19 protein-coding genes and 1 pseudogene are annotated in these 23,791 nt (G+C 53.4%); 13 read left to right on the forward strand and 7 right to left on the reverse strand.

From position 1 onward, the window contains the following. Position 1: 1 nt before the first annotated feature. A protein-coding gene (locus OA238_RS08485) for an IS3 family transposase (protein WP_085982719.1) occupies positions 2-1,494 on the forward strand; the annotation gives its coding sequence in 2 pieces (ribosomal slippage) (positions 2-452 and positions 452-1,494; 1,494 coding nt in all). Between the two features lie 636 nt (positions 1,495-2,130). Here the strand turns inward: OA238_RS08485 and OA238_RS08490 are convergent. Beyond that, a complete protein-coding gene (locus OA238_RS08490; protein ID WP_015494868.1) occupies positions 2,131-3,138 on the reverse strand; it encodes a Gfo/Idh/MocA family protein in 1,008 nt (335 codons plus the stop codon). Continuing rightward, positions 3,135-4,736, reverse strand: coding sequence for a GMC family oxidoreductase (locus OA238_RS08495; RefSeq protein WP_144055866.1), 1,602 nt, complete (start codon positions 4,734-4,736; stop codon positions 3,135-3,137). The genes OA238_RS08490 and OA238_RS08495 overlap by 4 nt, the downstream gene beginning before the upstream one ends. 150 nt (positions 4,737-4,886) lie before the next feature. On the opposite strand from OA238_RS08495, the gene OA238_RS08500 reads away from it, so the two are divergent. Continuing rightward, the gene (locus tag OA238_RS08500) at positions 4,887-6,002 is read left to right on the forward strand and encodes a Gfo/Idh/MocA family protein (protein ID WP_015494870.1); all 1,116 of its coding nucleotides are present in this window, start codon (positions 4,887-4,889) and stop codon (positions 6,000-6,002) included. Positions 6,003-6,011: 9 nt separating this feature from the next. Here OA238_RS08500 and OA238_RS08505 read toward each other — a convergent pair whose 3' ends face one another. Beyond that, positions 6,012-7,751 (reverse strand): ABC transporter substrate-binding protein, encoded by a 1,740-nt coding sequence (locus OA238_RS08505; RefSeq protein WP_015494871.1) that lies wholly within the window; start codon positions 7,749-7,751, stop codon positions 6,012-6,014. Between the two features lie 162 nt (positions 7,752-7,913). On the opposite strand from OA238_RS08505, the gene iolG reads away from it, so the two are divergent. From iolG to OA238_RS08530, 5 genes are all read left to right on the forward strand, one after another. Continuing rightward, a complete protein-coding gene (iolG, locus tag OA238_RS08510; RefSeq protein WP_015494872.1) occupies positions 7,914-8,918 on the forward strand; it encodes an inositol 2-dehydrogenase in 1,005 nt (334 codons plus the stop codon). Then, positions 8,915-9,796, forward strand: a complete 882-nt coding sequence (locus OA238_RS08515; RefSeq protein WP_015494873.1) for an SDR family oxidoreductase — start codon at positions 8,915-8,917, stop codon at positions 9,794-9,796. The genes iolG and OA238_RS08515 overlap by 4 nt, the downstream gene beginning before the upstream one ends. A gap of 305 nt (positions 9,797-10,101) precedes the next feature. Then, a complete protein-coding gene (locus OA238_RS08520) occupies positions 10,102-11,196 on the forward strand; it encodes a substrate-binding domain-containing protein (protein WP_015494874.1) in 1,095 nt (364 codons plus the stop codon). Positions 11,197-11,262: 66 nt separating this feature from the next. Beyond that, on the forward strand, positions 11,263-12,042 hold the full coding sequence (locus tag OA238_RS08525) for an ATP-binding cassette domain-containing protein (protein ID WP_015494875.1): 780 nt from the start codon (positions 11,263-11,265) through the stop codon (positions 12,040-12,042). Positions 12,043-12,077: 35 nt separating this feature from the next. Then, positions 12,078-13,286 (forward strand): sugar ABC transporter permease, encoded by a 1,209-nt coding sequence (locus OA238_RS08530; RefSeq protein ID WP_015494876.1) that lies wholly within the window; start codon positions 12,078-12,080, stop codon positions 13,284-13,286. A 72-nt stretch (positions 13,287-13,358) separates the two neighbouring features. On the opposite strand, the gene OA238_RS29980 is transcribed toward OA238_RS08530, so the two are convergent. Continuing rightward, positions 13,359-13,607: an integrase core domain-containing protein gene (locus tag OA238_RS29980; RefSeq protein ID WP_083906686.1), complete on the reverse strand. Its 249-nt coding sequence runs from the start codon at positions 13,605-13,607 to the stop codon at positions 13,359-13,361. Here OA238_RS29980 and OA238_RS32660 point away from each other — a divergent pair. The 6 genes from OA238_RS32660 (at position 13,529) to OA238_RS08565 (ending at position 19,413) form a co-directional block, all read left to right on the forward strand. Next, the gene (locus OA238_RS32660) at positions 13,529-13,918 is read left to right on the forward strand and encodes a hypothetical protein (RefSeq protein ID WP_044036515.1); all 390 of its coding nucleotides are present in this window, start codon (positions 13,529-13,531) and stop codon (positions 13,916-13,918) included. The two genes, OA238_RS29980 and OA238_RS32660, sit on opposite strands and share 79 nt — an antisense overlap. A gap of 154 nt (positions 13,919-14,072) precedes the next feature. Further along, entirely contained in the window at positions 14,073-14,255 is a 183-nt protein-coding gene (locus tag OA238_RS08540) for a hypothetical protein (RefSeq protein ID WP_044036517.1), read from the forward strand. Positions 14,256-14,302: 47 nt separating this feature from the next. Continuing rightward, a complete protein-coding gene (locus OA238_RS08545; protein ID WP_144055867.1) occupies positions 14,303-15,937 on the forward strand; it encodes a tetratricopeptide repeat protein in 1,635 nt (544 codons plus the stop codon). Beyond that, positions 15,898-16,335, forward strand: coding sequence for a hypothetical protein (locus tag OA238_RS08550; RefSeq protein WP_144055868.1), 438 nt, complete (start codon positions 15,898-15,900; stop codon positions 16,333-16,335). Before OA238_RS08545 ends, OA238_RS08550 begins: the two co-directional genes overlap by 40 nt. Before the next feature lie 33 nt (positions 16,336-16,368). Further along, a protein-coding gene (locus OA238_RS08560; RefSeq protein WP_085982743.1) for an IS3 family transposase occupies positions 16,369-17,861 on the forward strand; the annotation gives its coding sequence in 2 pieces (ribosomal slippage) (positions 16,369-16,819 and positions 16,819-17,861; 1,494 coding nt in all). Positions 17,862-17,991: 130 nt separating this feature from the next. Then, positions 17,992-19,413, forward strand: a complete 1,422-nt coding sequence (locus tag OA238_RS08565; RefSeq protein ID WP_044036524.1) for a PIN domain-containing protein — start codon at positions 17,992-17,994, stop codon at positions 19,411-19,413. A gap of 490 nt (positions 19,414-19,903) precedes the next feature. Here the strand turns inward: OA238_RS08565 and OA238_RS08575 are convergent. The 3 genes and pseudogenes from OA238_RS08575 to OA238_RS08585 all read right to left on the reverse strand — a co-directional run bounded on the left by OA238_RS08575 (position 19,904) and on the right by OA238_RS08585 (position 23,525). Further along, positions 19,904-21,143 (reverse strand): annotated as a pseudogene (locus OA238_RS08575) (IS91 family transposase). Positions 21,144-21,149: 6 nt separating this feature from the next. Continuing rightward, positions 21,150-22,064 carry a tyrosine-type recombinase/integrase gene (locus OA238_RS08580; RefSeq protein WP_015494881.1) on the reverse strand — a complete coding sequence of 305 codons (915 nt, stop codon included), beginning with the start codon at positions 22,062-22,064 and terminating at the stop codon, positions 21,150-21,152. A gap of 180 nt (positions 22,065-22,244) precedes the next feature. Beyond that, complete coding sequence (locus tag OA238_RS08585) at positions 22,245-23,525, reverse strand: MFS transporter (RefSeq protein WP_015494882.1); 1,281 nt, start codon at positions 23,523-23,525, stop codon at positions 22,245-22,247. Between the last annotated feature and the right edge of the window lie 266 nt (positions 23,526-23,791).

Genomic DNA, 23,791 nt, shown 5'->3' on the forward strand with positions numbered 1-23,791 from the left:
CATGGTTATGCCTTCACAATCACCACTTTCGCCAGATGCTGGATCTGGAGCCGTTTTGGCCCCGACGTCGCCTCCCCGCGTTGTTAATGCGCCGTTGGCTCCCACAGCGGAACTGACGAGCATCCCGAAGCGACGCAACTTCACAGCCAAATACAAACTGCGCATTCTGGATGAGACGGACCAAGTGGCAGACACTGGCGGGGTTTCCGCCATTCTACGGCGGGAGGGGCTTTATTCCTCTGCACTGACCGATTGGCGCCGTGCGCGGGCGGCCGGCACATTGGGTGCATTGCAGCCAATGCGCCGTGGCCCACAAAAGGCACCTGCCAATCCATTGCAAGCTGAGCTGGCCAAGGCCAACCGTGAGGTGACAGCCTTGCGGCGCCGTCTGGATCAGGCGGAAGCCATCATTGCCATCCAAAAAAAAGTGGCGGGACTTCTGGACGAGATGGAGCAGACGCAAGAGCGCAGCGGCAAATCATGATGGCCGTCGCGATTGCATTGCCCACCGGCAGCGGCTTGACCTCGGCTGTCTGCGCCGCGCTATCATTATCGCGCGCGAGCGTTCTTCGACAGCGTGCGGCGCTGACGGCACCACCACGCACACGCCCACCGCGCGCAGCGTCTTCGCGGGCTCTGCCGGAAAGGGAAAGAGACCAGGTATTGCACCACCTGCGCGAACCCCGCTTTGCGGATCAGACGCCCACAGAGGTCTTTGCCACCTTGCTGGATGAAGGCACCTATCTGTGTTCAATCCGCACGATGTATCGGATATTGGCCGCGCAGGGCGAAGTTGGCGAACGCCGCCGACAGCGCACACATCCCGTCTATCAAAAGCCTGAACTTCTAGCTGAAGCCCCCAATCAGGTCTGGTCTTGGGACATCACCAAGCTGAGGGGCCCGGTGAAATGGTCCTACTTCTATCTCTATGTCATCCTCGACATCTTCAGCCGCCGCGTTGTTGGCTGGCGCGTCGAGCACGCGGAGAGCGCCAGCCAGTTCAAAGAGCTGTTCATCGACGCGATGGAAAAACACGAGGTTCCACGCGATCAGCTGACATTGCATGCAGATCGCGGTGGGCCCATGAAGGCAAAGACGACAGCCCTGATGCTGGTTGATCTTGGTGTGCTCAAGTCCCACAGTCGGCCCCACACCTCAAACGACAACCCGTTCTCCGAAGCCCACTTCAAAACACTGAAATATCAGCCAGAGTTCCCCAAGAACTTTGAAACCATCGAGCAGGCTCGCGCATTCTGCCGCAGGTTCTTTGCATGGTATAACCAAGACCATCATCACGCCGGGATTGGTCTGATGACGCCCGACCAAATCCATTTTGGGCAGGCCCAAGAAATCTACACCGCGCGACAAGCAACACTAGACGCGGCATTCCTCGCCACGCCCGAACGCTTCGTACACAAACCACCAAAACCGCCTCAAATCCCGACCGCCGTCTGGATCAACCCACCAAAACCAACCGAAGAAACCCAAGCCTAAAGTCCAAAAGCCACTGTCTCAAAGTCGTTGACACGTTCCGCCAAGCCCAGTTTGGGGTGGCGTGAATGTCGGCTTCCAACCTCGCGGGACGGATGGCTCGCGCTTGCAGCGAAGGTCGGCTCTCCGCCCTTTGTGGCAGAATTAATCGCGAAGATCGAAGTGTTTGGGTCCTTCCCGGGCCTCTCCCTCACAGGGGAAATGCGCACCCCGTTACGTGTGACAGACGGAAATTTCGTAGGGTTGTGATTTGGGTTCTTGTTGTTATTGCGCAACCTGTCCTGTGCCATTCCGTAGGCTTGTCTAATTGGCGGATGGCTTGCGCCAATACACTGCCACCGCCCAAATGCCTTGTTCGTGGGCGCGGATCGCAGTTATGCGAAAGCGGTACTTGAGCACTATATTGATTATTGAGGGTCTGATAGGGTCGTGACACATTAACGTCTGGCGATTTGGATGCTAAACAGTACCCATCCTGTAGGGTTCTTGGGTGCCCTTCCTGCAGATACGATTGCGTCGCTTAAGGTCAAACACATCGATATCGCTCACACTTGGTCGTATCGGGGCAGGGGACGAATGTACTATTTCATAATGCAGCGGAAAGCAGCAGTTGTGGTTCAGTGTTTCTTTATCCCAAGATCAGTACTCGGGAGAAATAGTTCGGCCCTCAAGTGCTGATGTCGCACATGCGTGTGCGATCGCGAGCGCGGCTCGTCCATCTGCTGCGCTCGACGATGGGTCTCGGCCAGAGATAATGGCAGCGTGGAATTCGTCGAGCGCATAGTAGAATGACTGGTCATAGCGTTCGAGAAAGAAGTGTTTGAGCGGTTCACGGGCCACCGTCCGCGAATTGTCCCAACGTACGAGGTTGTCGTCTCGGTGGTTGAGCGTTTGGACCATACCTTTACGCCCAAAGGCCTCCAATCGCTGATCGAACCCGTATGCACAAGCACGAGAGTTGTTTATGTGAACCAATGCCCCGGACGGCATCTTGAGCATGGTCATTGTCATGTCCAAATCACCTTCTGCGCCGATTTGCGGATCGAACATGCAAGAACCAAAGGCTGACACCTCGACTGGTCGCTCACCCGCAATCCAGCATAACAAGTCGATATCATGTATGGTCGAATCTATGAAATATCCACCGGACACACGCACATATTCGATAGGTGGTGGCACGGGTTCACGGCTCCAACTCATGAGCATATTGATGCGGCCGATTTCACCGTTTTTCACTGCGTTTCGAAGCGCGGAGTTGTCAGGATCAAAGCGTCTATTGAATCCTAACATAAAGGGTACGGGATTGATCTTGAGCGCAGCCATAGCACGGTCCACCCGTTCAAGCGTCTGGTCCAATGGTTTTTCACAATAAATAGCCTTACCCGCTCGGGCGACTTTTTCGATGTAGTCCACATGCGTATCCGTTGGTGTGGCAATAATCACGGCCTCGACGCAAGGGTCTGACAGAACGCTATCAAGGTCGTCCGTTGGACGACCTCCATAGAGAGCTGCAACCTTATCCGCTGAAGACCGGCGAGGATTGTAAATCACCTCAAGTTTCAGTCCGGTGTGTGCGTTGATTTTGGGGCCATACACATGGGCCATGCGTCCGGTCCCCAACAATGCGACCCCAAGTACCTGTGTCATGCGAAACCCCCTGCATCTTCGAGTATCATGGCCGCGGCCTTTTCACCGATCATGATCGAGGCGGCATTTGTGTTGCCTGTCACAATACGTGGCATGATCGATGCGTCGGCGACGCGCAGCCTTTCTATTCCGTGTACCCGTAAACGGGGATCGACAACCGCATCCGTCCCGATGCCCATTTTGCAGGTGCCGACAGGATGTAGTAGGGACAACCCGTTGGCGCGGCAATAATCTAGAAGATCGGCATCCGACTGCTGGTTCTTGCCAGGCGAAATTTCATAGTCGACGCAGTCTGCCATTGGACGCGTTTCAGCGATCTTACGACCGAATTTAAGCCCGGCAAGCGCGGCCTTCTGATCTGCTTCGTTGGCGAAAAAGTTGAACCGGATCTCAGGTTGATCAGTGGGGCGTGGTCCGGTAATATGCACATGACCCCTTGAAGTGGGCCTCATATGTTCAGCCAAAATTGTAAAGCCTGAGAATGGATGCGGCTTTAGTTGCTCATCTGTACACCAAGCCATGAAGGTCACCATCATATCCGGGCGATCAATCTCGGGGCCGGAGCGGATGAAGGTATTGGAATAGTTGCCGTTGTCGGCAAAGGGTCCTGTGCGAAACAGAAGGTGACGCAACAACTGCAAGCCACCCTTTAGCTTGTTGTTGTACAGATCGTTGACAGTGGAATGCACTGTCGAACGGTACTCGGCACCAATCCCGAAATGGTCCTGCAGGTTTTCGCCGACGCCTGTTAGCTCGTGCTGTACGGCTATCCCATGCTTTTTCAGCAACGCTTCGGGCCCAATTCCAGAAATTTGCAGCAGTTGTGGCGAATTGAACGTGCCGCCACTGAGGATGATCTCGCGTCGGGCTTTCGCCTGATGTGAGCCGGACTTATCAGTCCATTGAACACCAGTTGCCCTCTTTCCATCAAGATCGATCTTGCCCACCATTGAATTCAGCTTCAAATCGATGTGTTTCTTCGCTGCGCCACGCAGATAACCGGAAGCCGTGCTCCAACGCAGGCCCTTTCTCGTTGTCGTCTGAACGTAACCGGTGCCTTCTTGCTGTGCCCCGTTGAAGTCGTCGTTGCGCGGCACGCCCAATGCTTCGGACGCTGAATGGAAGGCTTCACCCAAAACGTGTTTGGACGGAATATCCGATACAGACACCGGGCCGCCGCTGCCATGAAAATCATCTGGGCCGCGTTCTTGATCCTCACACGATTTAAAAAAGGGCAGAACGCTCTTCCATCCCCATCCAGTACATCCGTCAGCCTCCCAGTCATCAAAGTCTCTCGGCTGGCCGCGCATATAGATCATTCCATTTATTGATCCAGTTCCACCGAGCACTTTTCCCCGTGGTTGAAAAAGGCAGCGATTGTTGAGATGTGGCTCAGGCGCGCTTTCATAGCACCAATTCACCTTGGGATTGGCGTAGAGCATCGAATATCCAAGGGGTATGTGGATAAATGGATTGCGATCCCGACCTCCAGCTTCGAGCAATAGGACAGAATGTCCGGCTTCCCCCAACCTTCCCGCCACAGCGCAGCCGGCTGAACCTGCTCCGATCACGATATAGTCATAGACTTCTTGCGACAACTTTTTCTCCATCATTTTGTTGAACTATGACGGAAGATGACACTGTCTCGAAGTCTCGAAATGTCGGATTTGGACAGAATGCAGTTCGCCCAATGCCCAGATTAGTTCCACGGTGGAGGCACAGTTAATTCAGCGTGAAGGGTTCGCAGAATGAGCAAGTCGGAAGTTGGAATTGGTCTTGTTGGATCGGGGTTCATGGGACGCTGTCACGCGAATGCATTTCGGTCGGTCTCCGGGCTGTTCGATGTAGCTTGCGAACCTGTACTCAGAGTTATTGCAGATGCGACGCCCGAGCTGGCTGCGCAAGCGGCAAGAAATCTCGGATTTGCACGTTGCACAGACAGTTGGAAAGTTCTCGTGGCGGACGAGGAAGTGGACATTGTGGCAATTACAGCCCCGAACGTATTGCATGCACCGATAGCTCTCGCGGCAATCGAGACGGGCAAGACTATCTACTGCGAAAAGCCACTCGCAACGACGGCTGCGATCGCGCTGGAGATGGCAGAAGCCGCTGAAGCAGCCAATGTGGTGACACTTGTCGGGTTCAACTTTCTTCGCAATCCGATGATTGGCCTCGCACGTGAGATGATTTCTAGCGGCGAAATTGGCGAAGTTACAGGCTTCCGTGGTCGCCATGCAGAGAATTACATGTCGGATCCGGACGCACCCCATTCATTCCGAACTGATCCTCAAGGAGGTGGTGCGTTAGCAGATATAGGCAGTCACATCATCTCGATGGCGCGTTATTTGCTTGGACCCATTTCAGACGTTCAGGCTGATTGTCGAACGTTCCACACGACCCGTCCGGAATGCTTCGACAGCACCAAGCGCTTACCCGTTGAAGTGGATGATATGACCCACGCCTTGGTCCGCTTTGAAAGCGGAGCATCCGGCAGTCTGGAGGCGAACTGGGCGGCAACGGCGCGCACAATGGACCTCTCTTGGGAAATCACTGGCACCAAGGGCGCACTTGCCTTCAGCCAAGAACGAATGAACGAATTGAAGGTTTTTTCCAATATTCCAGGACGCAGTGGTTATACACGGATCGAAGCGGGGCCGTCGCATCCACCATATGGACGCTTCTGTCCGGCACCAGGCCATCACATCGGCTTCAACGATCTTAAGGTTATTGAAGTGGCTGAGCTGCTGGCAGCCCATGCTGGCATCACGAATGCAAGTCCTGACTTCCGCGAAGCATACGAAGTTCAGAAGACTGTGGAAGCCATGCAGGTATCTAACGTTTCTCGCCAATGGGTTGTGGTTTAAGCGCGGCGATTAAGTGTTTAACGCCCTCTCAAAGCGCGCTTGGGCATCGCGCAGGGCAGCGCTTGGCTTTTTGTTCCGCAGAAGCATTGTGTGAATTTCTTCGCCTAGGATTCCTACTAGTGTATTGAATTGCTTAACCGCGGGACGTGACCATGTTTGCAGTTGGCCCGAGCGGGCCATCTTGTCGACTGTAGCAATGACTGGACGGCCATGCGCAACCAGTGGATCGTTGCAAACGCTGAACCGAGAACTCACCAAGCTTCCGTTTTCAATATATAATTTAGTAGCTGCTGCTGACGTAAGGGTTCGAGCGGCTTGCTTTACCGAGTTAAATCTCTGCGGCTTAACATTGGCAGGTATGCAGAGGTTCCACCCGCCCAAATGCGCCATCTGGGGAATTCCCGGCGCAGATGGGTGTGGCAAGTACCCAGTACGGCCATAACCTGGCGAATTGGTTTGATTTTCGATCATCGGCAATATCTGCGTATAGCAATAGGCCATCGCGGCATTGCCTTCTGCGTAACACTTAGCCCGTTCATACCACGACATTTGTAAGACATTTGGTGGGGAATAGGCCAAGAGTTCAATCAGAAATTCAGCTGCCTCCAAGGCGATCGGCCCGTCAAGCTTCGGAAGCAGATCGTCAGGTTTAAGATCCTGTTCTCGGAATCCGTGGCCTTGGCTTTGAAGGTTCAGCACAGGTTGACCAAAATCGGCCATGAGCATCATAAAAGTTGTGCCAACCGGAGTTCCTCTAGCACCGTTCCAACAGATTCCGCTCATGTTCCGTACAGGATCATGAAGTTCTCGAGCGCAACTAAGTACGTCGTCTAACTGCAGCGGCGGCTCCAATCCGCACTTTTCAAAAATATCGGTTCGATAAATGAACAGCTCAGGCGTTGTCTGTACTGGAAGTCCGTACGAGATGTTGCCGCGTTGTGCCGTAGACAGGGCCTCTGGGTGGAAATCCAACAAATCGCGCGCTTCCTCTGCACCGTGCATCTCCATTGGGCGAAGTGCTTCGACTTGGATAAATTCTTCCATCCAACAAATATCGCACGTGATGATGTCGTAACGAGATTGACGGCGTTCTGCATTAACGAGAATTTCTTGATGCAATCGATCAATGCTGAGTGCGCGTACGTTTATCTCGACACCGAAATGAAGCTCAAATTGGCGCTTAAGCTTTTGCATTGCCATAAACGTAGCATCGGCATGCAATAAGATACGCAAGCCGCCCGGCACATCGAGTTTCTGTGACAGTACGGGCAGTGGCGCCACGGTGGCAGTAGAGAGATAGGATGCGCCAAAAAAATAATCCACGCCTTCGGATAGACCAAAGGCCCCGCCAAGCAACGATTTGACGCGACGTACATAATCCATCCAAGCACGCATCATCAACTGGGTCGGGTGGAGGGAGAATGTCTTGCCGCTACGCGTACGGCTCCTCTTAGCTATAAGTCCTCGGTCAACCATATCTTCTATCATCCGATGCGCAGTGCCTCGCGCGAGCCCAGACCCGTCGATCAGCGAGGATGGAGTTTCCATGCGGCCTTTGAGGTGGGAGCGCATAATCTGAATCATGACAGGCAACTCACGTTCAGCCGTACCGGCACCTAGTGATTCCTCGGTTTCCAACCGAAATTGGCTTACGAAATCCAAAAATCTCTCCAACTCAGGAGCAGACATCGCGCTAATGAAACACTGCTCGCTCTCAGCTTGGTTACTATCTCTTTTCAGTTTTTTCATACCCACTCCAAAGCCAAGGACATGTTGCATTGATTGGCAGAAGTAAGCGAGGGCTCTTCTCCAATTTAAGTACATAAAATTCCAAATTGGACAGAATGTATTTTGAAGAATGGGACAGAAAAGTGAAGGCTGGGACTAATTAGAAACGTCAAGGAGAGCAAAATGCTTCGATTTGGGATCATTGGAACCGGGAGGATCGGTGATATGCATGCGCGGATTATTGCAATGCAGCCGGATGCCGCCGTGACATGGTGCTTCGATGTTTTCGAAGAGAATGCCCGCAGAACAGGAGAGGCCGTTGGGGCAAAGGCCACCACCGATCTAGATGCGCTTCTTGGCGCTGATGACGTTGATGCTGTATTAATTGCCACTCCAACCAACACACATGTGGAGATGATCTTGCGGTCAGCTGAAGCTGGCAAGCCAATCCTCTGCGAAAAGCCGATCGACGTGGATATTGAAAGGGTAGAGGAGTGTCGCGAAAAACTTAAAGCTTTCAATGCGTTCATTCAGCTGGGTTTCAACCGGCGCTTTGATCCAAGCCATGCTGGGGTTAAGGATGGCGTTGCAAATGGTGAAATTGGCGACCTTGAAATGCTGGTTATTACAAGCCGAGATCCGGGGCCTCCTCCTCCTCGTGCTATCCTTGAAGATTGTGGAGGGCTCTTTCGCGATACCACAATTCACGACATGGACATGGCCCGCTTTGTTATGGGGGAAGATCCCATCGAAGTTTTTGCAATGGCGGCCAACAGGGTCGACCCAGTGTTTGCAGAGCTTGGCGACGTTGACACCGCTATGATCGTAATGCGGACACCTTCAGGTGCTCTCTGCCATATCAACAACTCGCGACGCACGAATTATGGCTATGACCAACGGGTAGAAGCATTCGGCGAAGGTGGGATGATCCGCTCAAACAATCACAGGCCGTCGGAGGTCACGCGATATGGGGCGAAAGGTACTGCTACGCGCGATGAACTTATGTATTTCTTTATTGAGCGCTATCGCGCTGCATACGAGGCGGAAATTCGTGATTTTATCGGTCAGATTGCGGCGGGCAAGCCGCCGAACGTTACCTTCGAAGATGGCCGACGCGCTTTGATTTTGTCTGAAGCTGCGCTGAAATCTTACCAGACCAATCAACCTGTGAAGGTGGACTACACATGAGCGATCACAAATACACTAGCCCCTTTGGTAGTGCAGCTTACCATGCGGCCTCTGACATCGACGTACCCCTAGACCGCCAGTTCGAGGGGAAAGTCGCTGTTGTGACGGGCTCAACGCAGGGTCTTGGACTGACGGCTGTTAAGTTGATGCTTCGACGAGGTCTGAAGGGCGCATTGATCCTTGGTCGCAAACAAACCGAGGGTCAGGCTGCTGCCGATCTTCTGAGCACTCAAGATCAGCGCGTCGTGTATCATCAGGCCGACTTGGCGTCTTTAGACGACTGTGGGTCCGTTCATGACCGGGCCATCAAAGAATTTGGCAGCTACGATATCTTGGTGAATTCCGCTGGGATTACAGATCGCGGCGGCATTTTGGACGGTGACGCTGCGCTTTGGGAACGCACGTTCGCGATCAATGCTCGGGCACCGTTTTTCATGATGCAGAAAGCCGCCAATCTATGGCGGGAAACGGGTAAACCCGGTACGATAGTGAACGTTGCGACCGTGACCGCGCATGGCGGCGTTCCATTCCTTACAGTTTATGCAGCGTCCAAGGCAGCTCTCGTTGCCATGACCAAGAACGCCGCATTTTCACTGATGCGTGACGGGATTCGGGTCAATGCGCTGGCGATTGGTTGGATGGACACGCCTGCTGAGGACATAACGCAAAAACAATTCCACGATATGCCAGATGGTTGGCAGGCCGATGTGGGTAAGGAGTTGCCAGCTGGGCGTTTGTTGAGGATGAACGAAGTGGCGCGCTGGATTGTACATTTGGCAAGCGATGAATCTGGGATCATGACCGGCTCCGTCCTTGATTTAGACCATGGGGTCATCGGTTGCTACGAAGGCACACCTCTTCCGGCAAAGCTGGACTAAAGAATTAGGCAATAAAGTGACACTGTAGACCAATGATGTGCGGGAATCCCCGCATATCATACGTTATTATTGGCGCATGAGATAAGACATTCCGGTAGCCGGTGCGGTGGTATCCAAACTAGCTTGGCGGGCATGACCTGTTAGTCATGACTGGCTCGGACAATTCGATAAGAGTGCAAAAACAGAGCCTCTCGCGCGAACGTAAGATTCGCAATTCCAAAATGGACAGAATGAGGGAAGACCTGTTTGGTTTAACCCCATAACTTAAGATCAGACAGAAAAACGACCAATGGGAGTGACACAAAATGACACAGAAAACAAAGACAAGGCTAACTTTGGGGAGCGCTGCTGTTGCGCTTCTGGCTACCGGGTTTGCGGCTGGACCAGCCGCCGCAGAAGATGGCGCCAAAGTTTTTTTCATGCTGCCAAACAGCACCACGATCCGGTTCGAGCGCCGTGACGCGCCGCTCTTTGTTGCAGCTATGGCTGAACGTTTACCCAACGCCGAAGTGATCGTCCAAAACGGCGAAGGTGATCCCACACGACAGCAGCGGCTTGTCGAAGATGCCCTGGTTCAGGGTGCCGACTTGATCGTCTACGCGTCGTCTGACGCCAATTTGGCTGCGGGCGCCCTTTTGGCCGCCGAAGATGCCAGTGTACCTGTAATGCTATATGAGCATGACTCTGTGGGTGGCAGGGCCGAGGCGCATGTTCTTTTTAATGCATTGGCCGTTGGTCAGGCGCAGGGCGCTCGTGCTGCTGAACTCATCGAAGCGATGGACAGGGACATCGTCCGTGTCGCTCGCGTTATGGGCAATCAGGGCGAGTATGGCACTGCTCAATACGAGATCGGCCAAGACCAATTCCTGCAACCACTTATCGATGCTGGCAAGGTTGAAGTCGTTTGCGAAGCCTTCACGCCAAATTGGGACCCAACTTTAGCGCAGACATTTGCAGAGAACTGTTTGACCCGAACAGGTGGCGGCGTGGACATGTTCCTGGGAATGAACGACGGGACTACCGGTGGTTCGGTCGCAGCGCTGATCTCTCAGGGCTATGGCCTGAACGAGATCGTGGTAACTGGCGGTCAGGACGCAACCATCGAAGCTGTGAAATATATCGTGCAAGGATGGCAGGATAACACCGTCTTCAAAGACCTGCGTGTTATGGCCGAAGGTGCAGCTGATGTGGCTGTTGCCATTCTGGATGGCGATGATCTGCCGGCCCAATGGATTAACGGTGAAGTAAATAATGGCTTCATGGATATCCCAGCGGCCTTCCTGCCCGTCAACAATATCACGATCGACAATGTTGCAGACGTCGTTGACGCTGGCCTCTATACTTGGGAGCAGCTTTGCGATGGGGCTGAGGAAACGGACATCTGCAAAGAAAACATGTAGTCATAAGCGACAGCAAGAGGGCGACGATCATCGTCGCCCTCTTGAGTTTTTCTAGGAGGAAAGAACGTGACTGAAGCGAAAGCCCACCCACCATTGATCTCAATGCGGAACATTAAGAAATCCTTTGGGTCGGTTCACGCACTTCAAGGCGCTTCGATTGATGTTCATGCAGGGGAGATCGTTGCTCTGGTAGGTGACAATGGAGCAGGCAAATCAACCTTGGTCAAAGTTATGGCAGGTGTTCATGGATGGGATGCAGGTGATTATGAATTTGAAGGTAAACCGGTCAACATTAAGAGCCCGGCCGACGCAAACGCCCTCGGAATTCAAACCGTTTATCAAGATCTTGCGTTATGTAACAATCTCGATGCCGTTCAGAACTTATTCTTGGGGCGAGAACTGGCAGGCCCAAAGATTTTTGGCCGCCGTATCAGGCGCGCCGAATGCGAAATCCGCGCCAAAGAAGTCATGGCCCGGATGCGGTTGGGGAACCTGTCGTTGTCCCGTCCAGTTGGTGCGATGTCGGGTGGACAGCGTCAAAATATTGCTATTGCCCGCTCAATCTTGTGGACGCCAAAGGTTGTAATCCTCGACGAGCCAACCGCCGCACTCAGCCATTCTGCGTCGGCTCAAGTGTCCAGTCTCATTCGGACGCTAGCGGATGAAGGACTCGGTGTCGTCGTTGTAAGCCATGACATCCACCATTTTGTCGTTGAGGCGACGGACCGCATCGAAGTTATGCGTCTCGGTGCGAATGTTGCAAGTTTCAAGTCAGAAGATGTGACTGGCGAACAGGTTGTGAACGCCATGGTAGGCGGCAACGAAGGTGTCAACCTCGCAGGTTGAGCGAACGCAAATTTTAGGAAAGGGAGGCTCTTGCGATGACCGAGACACTTGCCACATCACAGCCGGAAGCCAGAAAAAGCCGTACATTTGGGGAACTGCTGACTACCGATCTGCGTGCCTTGCCTGTCGTAATTGGCCTTGCCGCACTCTGGTTTTTTTTTGCGTCTCAAAGTGACGTCTTCCTAACTGCACATAACTTGTCCAACCTGCTGGTCCAAAGCACAGTTGTCGGCATCATGGCGCTCGGGTTGATGTTTGTGTTGCTGGTCAAAGAAATCGACTTGTCGGTCGCGGCAATCAACGGCGTGACTGCGGTGTTGATGGCGAAGCTTGTCATCGAATTTGGTTTTTCTCCGTGGCTCTCAATTCCGATCGCCATTCTCGTTGGTGCTGTAATTGGTGCCTTGTCGGCCCGTTGGGTGACATACGTTGGAGTCCCGTCATTTGTTGTGACACTGGGGCTTGGTTTGGCGTTAAACGGGGTTCAAATGCTATTGCTGCCGCAAACTGCACGCTACGGACTGTTGGGCAGTGGCGTCGAAATGATCGCGCAGACCAAAATCGCCGGGTCAGCAGCTTGGCTCGTGCTGGCAATCGGGTTGGTCGTGTACTCTGCTCTTGTCGTTTCCGGAATGGCCCGACGCCAAAAAGCTGGCTTGGACGTACCGGTCTTGTCTGGTCTTGTTTTCCCACTTGTTGGTGGTGCCGTTTTTGGTGTCGTCGTCGTGCGGATTCTCAATTCCCACCAAGGCATTCCGTTGGTGACATTGATCTTTGCGATCCTGTTGGGCGTCGGTGCCTATGTTCTAAAGGAAACAACGTTCGGGCTTCATCTCTACGCGGTCGGCAATAACGATGAAGCAGCGCGCCGTGCTGGCATCAAGGTCGCAAATGTCAAAATGGCAGCCTTTGCGATCGCTGGCGGAATTGCAGCCCTAGCAGGAGTGATTGGAGCGTCCAGGGCGTTGGGCGTCGGTGTCTTCTCCGGCGGAGGTATTGGTGGCGGCACCTTGTTGCTGGAATCCATCGCAGCGGCTGTCATCGGCGGCGTCAGTCTATTCGGAGGGCGCGGATCGATTCATGCAGCTTTGCTCGGCGCACTTGTTATAGGATCTGTACAGAATGGGTTGAATCTTATGGGTGTCGAAAACGAAATTCGCTTGATCGTTACGGGCCTCTTACTCGTCCTTGCAGTTTCCATCGATAAACTGATCGAGAGGTTTACGGGCCAACAGGGCTTCTAAGTGCAGCTGCTTCCGACCTCCGGAGGCGACAGTTGGGGCAGGGACGAAAGTGACCTGGGCCTCAAGTTTCTTTCAGCTTTGCGTGGAGTCCGTGGAGTTACATCGTTCGCATTGGGCGGCCATTTTGTGCATCGTCCTTTTCTGCAAAAATTCCATCGGTGTGAGGTTTGCGGAAGCCGAATGTGGCCTGCGCCAGTTGTAATCCTCCTGCCATTCCTCAAGCGTTTTGCGGGCAACGCAAAATGTGCCAAACAGTGACGCTTGAGACAGGCCATAACGCGGACGACCTCGCCGAAATGCACCTAAATATTGCTGAAGCAAATTTGCTAAAGGACAAGGTCGTAAATGAAGCTGACAGGCAAGAGATCAGAAGAAATCTGCGCGAGGGGTTCGGAAAGTCCTTGGCTGGCAATGTGGTCAATGTGCCTGCCGAGGTCCATTTCTATGTCGCGAAGCCAGGTGCAGAACATGCTTGTCCCGAACCGCTAAAATCTCGTGCTGAGCGGTTAGATATCGGGCTAGTTAGGGCAGGGGGCTCTCTGCCCCATTGCAGTGCGGCATTCGACATGAAGGGCGGAAACCGAACTTTCGCTGCACTTGCGAATAACTTTCGCCAGCGTGTTGAAAGCTGACATCTGACTAAGTCAGGACGTATCCACCGCAGGTTGTTCTGGATTCTATAGAGCACACACTAAATTCGGCTTGCATTGGTTGTGTCGGTGAAAGCATCTGATGTGCGACCTACTATCGATCATATTCGTTGAAGCCAAATGCGAGGGCGCTTAGATGTTAGAACAATTATACTGGATAGCAGGGATCGTGGCTGCATTTTTGGCTGTCATTGGATTGTTTCGTTGGTGGAAAAAAGTAACCACCATTGTCAATCAAAGCGCAAAGGTTTCCGGTCAAGGCAATACCGTTAATCAGCATTCGGATAGCAAAAGTGGCGAAGGTGATAGTGATTGCTGAAGTTCGGTCTACCGTCGCCCCTAAATAGGCTTTTTAAGACTAAAAATTTGACAAATACCCAATCAGCCACCGTCGACGGTGTTAGGAATACCGTAAATCAGTCTGTAAATCACTTTTATTTAACAGATAGAGATTCTCCACTAGTGCGAGAAATCTTAGATTCCGTTCAGGAAGGGGGCGCATCAACTGATGTTAAGTCCTTTGCTGAGGACAACCTAGAAGACGATGATCGGCCTGAAATTCAGCGCATACTAGAGTACCGAAAAATTGCCCAGGACGGCAATGGAGCCACCGCTATCGCACTTCTCGAAAAATTGAAGTCTGACGCGCCTTACGGTTCTGGTTATTTCGCTTTTCGTTTGAACTTGAATATTGGTGTTATCCAGCAAAATATTGGCGATTATCCCAGTGCAGCCGCGTCACTGAAAGCGGCGCACGAGTTCTTCCCAGAACACCACAAGGCTCAGACTGCCTTGGCGTTCGCTGAATTGCTCGATGGTAAGGATCAAGCGGCACTAGAAAGAACGACGGAACTCCTGAACCACGACGGCGACCATCGTAACTTAGCCGCCTGCATCCTATGTCACGCAGCGCGAAACCTGAATGAAGAAATACGCCTCGAAGAAATCATTTCCGAGGAGTTGGCTTCTCTCGAAGTGAAGGCGGCTTTTCTAGAATATTGTCGAACTGTTCGCCCAGAAACTTATAAAGTAGAGCTAGAACGCATTTATACTGAAGCACCTGATAACGATGCAATCATGACGATGTGGGCGTTGTCTGTTCTTGATAACGCCAGGCAAAATCAAGCATTTTTGCTCGGTGCAAAGATGCCGGAAGGCTTTGAGGTTGAAGTAGAGAAATGCGCCGAAATTTTTCAAAGAGATATAGAAATTGCCCTGAAACAACATCCACCGAACAAGCTTCTGCTTCCCTCACAAGAAAATAACGCGGCAGTTTCGCTAAGGCTTACCGGAAAATCGGCTGAGGCTGCGAAGTTGTTAGACCGCGCTCTAGAAGCATTCCCGGAACTAAGCGGCGATGTTGCTCAAGTGAGGGCGGTTCTTTATCTTCAAGATGATAAGGACCATGACGCGCTGAAGTTAATCCGTCCGCACACGGACGCCTTAGATCTTCAAGTAATGGCGTCGGAGATCGAAGCCAAGAATGGTGCAATCTCTGATGGTCTGAAGCGGATAGATGCGGTCTTGAAAGCTGGGCCATCAGATGGGTTGAGGGCCCATGCCCTGGCGACAAAAGCCAGAATAGGTATCAATTCTCTGGACCGTGATACTGCTGACCAGGCACTTGATGAGTTGTCTACAATTACCCCGAAGCCTACTGAACTGGTGCTGATGAAATCCGCATACGAACGCGCTTTCGTAGCCCAAACCAACCCGGCGGATTTTGAAAACTTGCCCGTAGAAGGTTCTGGGACTTCGCAGGAACAAGAGAACCCTATCGCTTCTCTCAAAGATGCGGATGACTGGGATTTCATTATATTGCTTCAAACGGCAGACGAGCTTCTGGCGCGTGGCTTCTATCGTGAATGTACTGACTTGTTGCGAGACAAGGTGAGTTTTCACAACACTAGTCCTGCTCTGGACACGCTCTGTGATGCATGTTTGCGGGCCATTTGGGTACATTGGCAAAAGAAATTGACGTTGCCTTATCACCTCAAGTGAAGGATTCTGTTTTTGGATGGAAGTTTAGCTCAAATGTTGCCTATCTTAGCGGTGAGGCTGCAAATGCTGTACCGCCAGCTAGAAAACTGTTTGAGGACAATCCCCATTCAATTAGCGCATTAGAGTGGTATTCTCAGGCGCTCCTCCGCACAAACGATAGAAACAGATTAAAACGCATTGTCGCCAAGCTAGACGACAGGCCACTCACTGGGACCGTTGGTGAGAAAGCGAATTATGTAAAAATGCTGGTGTTTTGCGGCGAAGTTGAACGCGCTCGTTCTTACGCATATTCGTTGTTCTGCGAAAACCAAAACGACGCTCAGGCGTGGCTTGCACTCAGTGCAAGTGTATTGGCCTTTCCCTCCGTGCCAATAAGCGTGAGACAATTGACTGGCTAAAGTTTACACTTGAGGGCGTAGGAGAACGAACCCATGGTTATGCCTTCACAATCACCACTTTCGCCAGATGCTGGATCTGGAGCCGTTTTGGCCCCGACGTCGCCTCCCCGCGTTGTTAATGCGCCGTTGGCTCCCACAGCGGAACTGACGAGCATCCCGAAGCGACGCAACTTCACAGCCAAATACAAACTGCGCATTCTGGATGAGACGGACCAAGTGGCAGACACTGGCGGGGTTTCCGCCATTCTACGGCGGGAGGGGCTTTATTCCTCTGCACTGACCGATTGGCGCCGTGCGCGGGTGGCCGGCACATTGGGTGCATTGCAGCCAATGCGCCGTGGCCCACAAAAGGCACCTGCCAATCCATTGCAAGCTGAGCTGGCCAAGGCCAACCGTGAGGTGACAGCCTTGCGGCGCCGTCTGGATCAGGCGGAAGCCATCATTGCCATCCAAAAAAAAGTGGCGGGACTTCTGGACGAGATGGAGCAGACGCAAGAGCGCAGCGGCAAATCATGATGGCCGTCGCGATTGCATTGCCCACCGGCAGCGGCTTGACCTCGGCTGTCTGCGCCGCGCTATCATTATCGCGCGCGAGCGTTCTTCGACAGCGTGCGGCGCTGACGGCACCACCACGCACACGCCCACCGCGCGCAGCGTCTTCGCGGGCTCTGCCGGAAAGGGAAAGAGACCAGGTATTGCACCACCTGCGCGAACCCCGCTTTGCGGATCAGACGCCCACAGAGGTCTTTGCCACCTTGCTGGATGAAGGCACCTATCTGTGTTCAATCCGCACGATGTATCGGATATTGGCCGCGCAGGGCGAAGTTGGCGAACGCCGCCGACAGAGCACACATCCCGTCTATCAAAAGCCTGAACTTCTAGCTGAAGCCCCCAATCAGGTCTGGTCTTGGGACATCACCAAGCTGATGGGCCCGGTGAAATGGTCCTACTTCTATCTCTATGTCATCCTCGACATCTTCAGCCGCCGCGTTGTTGGCTGGCGCGTCGAGCACGCGGAGAGCGCCAGCCAGTTCAAAGAGCTGTTCATCGACGCGATGGAAAAACACGAGGTTCCACGCGATCAGCTGACATTGCATGCAGATCGCGGTGGGCCCATGAAGGCAAAGACGACAGCCCTGATGCTGGTTGATCTTGGTGTGCTCAAGTCCCACAGTCGGCCCCACACCTCAAACGACAACCCGTTCTCCGAAGCCCACTTCAAAACACTGAAATATCAGCCAGAGTTCCCCAAGAACTTTGAAACCATCGAGCAGGCTCGCGCATTCTGCCGCAGGTTCTTTGCATGGTATAACCAAGACCATCATCACGCCGGGATTGGTCTGATGACGCCCGACCAAATCCATTTTGGGCAGGCCCAAGAAATCTACACCGCGCGACAAGCAACACTAGACGCGGCATTCCTCGCCACGCCCGAACGCTTCGTACACAAACCACCAAAACCGCCTCAAATCCCGACCGCCGTCTGGATCAACCCACCAAAACCAACCGAAGAAACCCAAGCCTAAAGTCCAAAAGCCACTGTCTCAAAGTCGTTGACACGTTCCGTTTGGGCGTCCGCAAGACATTGATGACAACTTCCAAGTTCACGAAGTTCAGGACCGTTCTTCATTTGAAGTAGAGCGACCTGATGGCACTTTGCAATCCTTTGTCGTCGAGTCGGATGCCGGTCTGTTTTCTCTCAGAGAGGGAAATATTGCGTTAGATCATCCAGTTGCAATCGCTGCTTTGGGCAAGTCAGCAGGAGAAGAGTTTGAGTGGCTATTCAAAGGGGATGGTCAAGCAAAAATTACTTGGGTCAAACACAAGGCTTTAGCAGCATTTCATCAGATATTGGACAAGTTTGAGGAAAGTTTTCCGAACACGTCGGGGTTAAAGTCGGTCTCGGTTAACTTTGACGATCCATCCGGTCTCGATGATATGAAAGCGATGCTCAAGCAGAGGGCAGACTACGCCCAAAGCAAGGCCACCGAGTATCTCGAGGGCGCTTACCCAATCTATTTGTTGGGCTACCACCTTGGGATCGATCCGATTGACGCGTTTATAGGTCTTCAATCTGAATGTGGGATTTCCCCTAAGGTCTCATCTTGTTCGCACGCGGATCGGGACAAAGCCCAACGATCACTGGTTTTCTGCCAAAGATCCGGTGTGATTGTTGATGCCGCGGCTGTTCATTTGATGCGCCGACTAGGAATCGAGACCGCTGTAGAGCAAGAGTTTGGTCCCATCGGAATAACTCAAGTTACACTCGACGTATTTATGGAACGGTTGCAAGGAGTCGAGAGGTCTTCCTTTTTCGACAGCGATACTGGTGAAAAAAGGACCGGAAATATCTCTTTCCGTGACGGCCAGATTGTCATGGCCGAAGCTTCGGAAGAGGACGTAAACACAAAGCTCGAATTGTTGCGTTCTGACGTGGATTGGCTTCAAACAAAATGCACTCTGCTGCCAGCCGTCGCCAAAACCGACCCCATCGATGCGGTTATCAGGTTTCGCAATGAAGCTGGAGGACGGTTCTTCGACGATATTTTTGCAGCCGATGGTTCTGACCGAATTCTGATATCTGAGGATTATCATTTGAGGAGTTGGGCCGAAACTTTGTTTGGCGTTCGCGGTGCTTGGATCCAAGCACTTCTGTTTTATTTAGAGGACCAAAATCGCATTTCTGTTGAATCCGCGATTAAGGCTACGCTTCAACTGCAATACTTGGGTGAAGACGCGCTCAGTACTAATACGAACCGCCTTCTGGTCGCTGCAGAAATGATGGCGACAGGTGAAATGTCCGATATTGAGTTTGCCAGATATAGTTCGTTGCTGGGACAGAAAGGTGCAGAGATGAGATCACATATCGAAGTAGCATTAGCGACGATCAAAGGACTCTGGACGATTGGCTCTCGGAATTCTGTTCGAGAGAGGGCGACTGGAATTGTTCTACTTAACTTAACGAGGTTGCAGGGCACGGATTTGCGTGTGGTGCTCGACAAAATTCAGACTTTGAATCGCAATCCCTTCGCTGACCAATACATCAAAAATTGGCGCATCGGTCACTTTCTGACGTAGCACCGCACAATCAGTTCGCACACGACTACCGCTTTTGATCTCATGTACGAGTTCGACCAGTTCCCGATCTCGCGCTTGCAGCGAACGGCAGCAATATCGGGCCGCACTGCAGCATCTTTAGAGCCAGGCGAAGGTCTGGAATGGTGTAGGTTTCTCGGACGCCACGCGCGAGGTTTGGGTGACGCGGAACATTGCCTGGCGTCGGAGAAGCGCTCAAGCGGGAAATCGCGGGGTTGGTCTGGGTGGATCGATTGTTGCTATGGGGATTTGCGCAATGCGTGTGTTTTCGCCCGGAGCTGACAGGCCAGTTTGGCGGGGCGCATTGAGTTAAGCGCAGCGCCGGTTTTGCCTGCTGTTGGTTGAAACTCACGGTATTTTGTCGGCGTCACCATGTTTTGCCACGCTGATCGCTTGATCAAAGCATGCCGATTGGTTCGCAGGAGATATAGCGAGCGGCCGAGGGTGTCGTTCGTGATGTGCGGTGCGCGCGTCATGCAGCAGCCCTTTGTGTTTTTGGCGGCGCTCTGGGATGTTGGGCTGGTGCGATTGTGTCGACGATTATCAACTGCCCGCCACAACATGGGCAAGGCAGAGCAAGAACACGAGGAGGTTCATCTGCATCGTTGATGGTGTTGCCTTTATCGTGCTCCTTGTGAGGGGTTTTGGCCCCCAGCAGTTGCCGGATCCGCGCGATATTGGCCGTGCGGTTGCTATTCCCATAGAACCCATAATGTCGGATGCGGTGCTGGCCTCTGGGCAGCACGTGGATCAGGAACCGGCGAATGAACTCATTTGTGGATCAGGAACCGGCGAATGAACTCATTTGTGGATAAGGACATGGTCGTGTGGCGGCCCGCACCTTTGAGGCGATAGTCCTTGGCGCGGAAGGTGACGTTTTGCGCATCGAAACGGATCAACCGGCTGTTTGAAATGGCAATCCGATGTGTGTAGCGCGATAGGTATGCCAGCACCGCTTTTGGCCCGGTGAAGGGTTCTTTGGCGTAGACCACCCATTCGATTTTACGCAGCGGTTGCAGGAAAGTGTCAAAGACATTTCGATCTGCAAGGTTTGTGAGATCGCCGAAGAATTGCAGTTTCCCGACCATGTGCAGCTTGGCCAGCCCTTCCAGAATGAGCCGCCGATACAAGCGGGATAGAACGTGGACAGACAGGAAGAAGTTCTTGCGGCAGGCGATCCATTTTGAACCATCTGTCGAAAGCCCTCCCCCCGGCACGATCATATGGACATGGGGGTGGTGGGTCATCGCCGAGCCCCAAGTGTGAAGGACCGACGTTATGCCAACCTTTGCCCCCAGATGTTTAGGATCAGCGGCGATTCTGACCACAGTGTCCGCGCTTGCCCGCATCAGAAGATTATAGATCTCGCGTTTGTTCTGATATGCGATGTCAGCAATCTGCTTTGGCAAGGTGAAGACCAGATGGAAATACCGCACAGGCAGCAGTTCAGCCTCACGTGCCGCAAGCCATATCTTCGCTGCACCCGCCTGGCATTTTGGGCAGTGACGGTTGCGGCATGAGTTGTAGGCGATATGCTCATGCGCGCAGTCGGCGCAGCGCGCGACATGACCGCCAAGCGCCGCGGTTCGACAGCGCTCAATCGCACTCATGACTTTGAACTGGTTCAGGCTGATGTGTCCTGCGTTTGCGGCACGCCAAGCAGCACCATGGTCACGGAAGATATCCGCGACCTCCAGTGATCGACTGGGCATGGTGGCCTATGAAGGCTTAGGCTTGCCCTTCTTCCGCTTGGCTCCATTCAGATCATCCAGCGGACTGTCCACTGCCGCAATCATGCCCGTGGCAACGCTGGCATAGCGCGCAGTAGTTGTCAGTTTGGAATGCCCGAGCAAGGCTTGGATCACCCGGATATCGACGCCGCGCTCCAACAGATGGGTTGCAAAACTGTGCCTCAACGTGTGCAGCGTGACCGGTTTGGTGATCCCGGCTTCCCGCGCGGTCTCTTTAAATAGCCGCGATATCTGTCGCGCTGAGAGGTGTTTGCCGCGATAGCCGGGAAAGAGGACCCGCTCGGGTGCAGGAACATCCTTGTCCTGACCGGTCGGCCGTTCTTTCCACCAGTCGCGCAGCAGGCTCAAAATATCGACAGGCAGCATGACGATGCGATCCTTGCGCCCCTTCGATTGCACGATGCGGATGATTTCCTGATCGCTATCAATATCACCAACTTTGAGCCGCACGACCTCGCCCGCACGCATCCCGCAGCCATAAGCCAGCGACAACATCACGCGCGCCTTCAGGCTCGGAGCCATAGCCAGAATGCGTTTAATCTCCTTTTTGCTCAGCACCAGTGGTACTTTCACCGGTTCCTTCAAATGGAAGATCTCGGCCACAAGATCATGCCGTCGAAGGGTCACGCGGAGCAGAAACTTGACCCCTGTCATCGTTTGGTTTCGGGTGCAGATGCTGACGCCGCTCTCGATCAGGTGTTGTTGGAAATACTTCACATCGTCTGGCGTGGCCGTCTCTGGCGAGCGCCCTAACCAAGCCGCAAAACGCTTACAGGCGCGCAGGTGACTACTCTGTGATGCAGGGCCGAGATTGCGCCCTGACATATCGGAAATCATGCGCGCACGAAGGGGCGTCGTTGGTGTCGATTGTTGAATGTTCATCGGAATATCCTCTGTCAATCGAGGCAAAATCACCTCGACCAACAGCACACACCCAAAATCTAGAATCGCGCAACAAATCCCTGTTAAGCCCTACACCCGCAGCAAGCGCCCCTATCGCGGAGCGATTTAGTGCTTGGGCCGGTTGTGATTGAATTGCCTGCTCCTGAACCCCGGCATACTCTAGCCTGCCGCTTCTTCGGCTTCTGCGTTCTCGGCTGCCCAGACAGCTGCGTCACTGACCGCTACGGCGGAGGCTGTGGGCACAAGGTTCAAATACGTGTCGGTCTCGGATACCGGAAGCGCCTCGCGTTGGCTTATGCGATAAAATGCATAAACTGCGATCGCCGCGAAGGTGCCGCCAAGCACGATCCAGAAGGCGAACGGGCCGAGAGCATCCATCGCGAATCCAATGGCAATTGGACCGATGATGGCACCCAACCCGAAGGTGAAGACCAGACCGCCCGAAGTTGCAGGCATGTCCTCAGCGGGCACGTTATCGTTGGTATAGGCCAGTAGTAGCGCGTATAGTGGCGTCGTCGTTCCACCTGCGAAGAAGGCCGCGCCCATTATAGGGACCAGCGGATCGGAGAAGAGCCAGTCAGGCGGGCTTTGCGCCATCCACCCCAACCCACAGGCCACCGCGCCAAGAAAAGCCGTGCCGCAGATGACCTTACGCCGGTCCAGCCTGTCGGACAGCCAGCCGATTGGAATCTGCATCAGCAGTGCGCCGCCAAAAAGCATCGCCACGAAGAGTGAAATTTGGTTGGCACTCAGGCCGATCTCGCTCCCGAAGACCGCACCCATCCCCGACTGGCTCGCATAGATGCTACCCAGTAAGAAGATGCCGATGGTGCCGAGCGGCGAGGCGGCGAACAGCTCCTTGAGATTGCCGGGCTTTGCCACCTCGACGGGTGGTGCAGGTTGAACCGACAGCAAGATCGGTGCAAAGGAGATAGAAACCAAGATCGAGGCACCGATGAACAGCGCCGCATTGCCTGCATCTCCAAGGGTAAGCAGGCCCTGCGCCCCGATAATGCCCAACGTCTGAGCGAGCATATAGGCCGATAGCATCTTGCCGCGATTCTCGTTCGTAGAGGCGTTGTTAAGCCAGCTTTCGGCCACAACATAGATGCCCGACATGCAAAATCCGATGATGATCCGTAGGACCGTCCATGTCCAAGGCTCTGGCAATAACGTAAAGGCGATCAAGCCTGCAGACATGAAACTACCCAGCGCCGCGAAGACACGCACATGGCCCACCCTCTGGATCAGGACAGGAGTGAAACGCGCACCAGACAGGAAGCCCAGAAAGTAGCCCGAGGTCACGATCGATAGTTCGGTAGAGGAGAACCCCTCAATTCCGCCGCGCAGACCCATCAATGTGAAATGCATCCCGTTGCCGAGCATGATAAGAACGATGCCTAAAAGGAGTGCCCAGACGGAGGCGAGCATTCTTATCATTTAAAGACTCCTTGCTGCAGTAGGTCGCGCTTCAAACCTACGATAAGTCAATGCTGCAAACGCAATGCCGCAACGCCGCATGCATCTCAGTTTGCGACATCATGCAGCTTTTGCCCAAGAATCGGTCCAAATGCTGCGTGATGAACGAACGGCCGGAAAGCGAAAGCTGCGCTGCAGCGTCATTACTCCTTTGCAACGGCAGCTCAGGGCCGGAAGTGTAGCTCGACACAAGAGGCGGATGCCGGACCTTCGCTGCACTGGACGCT

Origin of the sequence: Octadecabacter arcticus 238, from assembly GCF_000155735.2 — a bacterium.
GTDB lineage: Bacteria > Pseudomonadota > Alphaproteobacteria > Rhodobacterales > Rhodobacteraceae > Octadecabacter > Octadecabacter arcticus.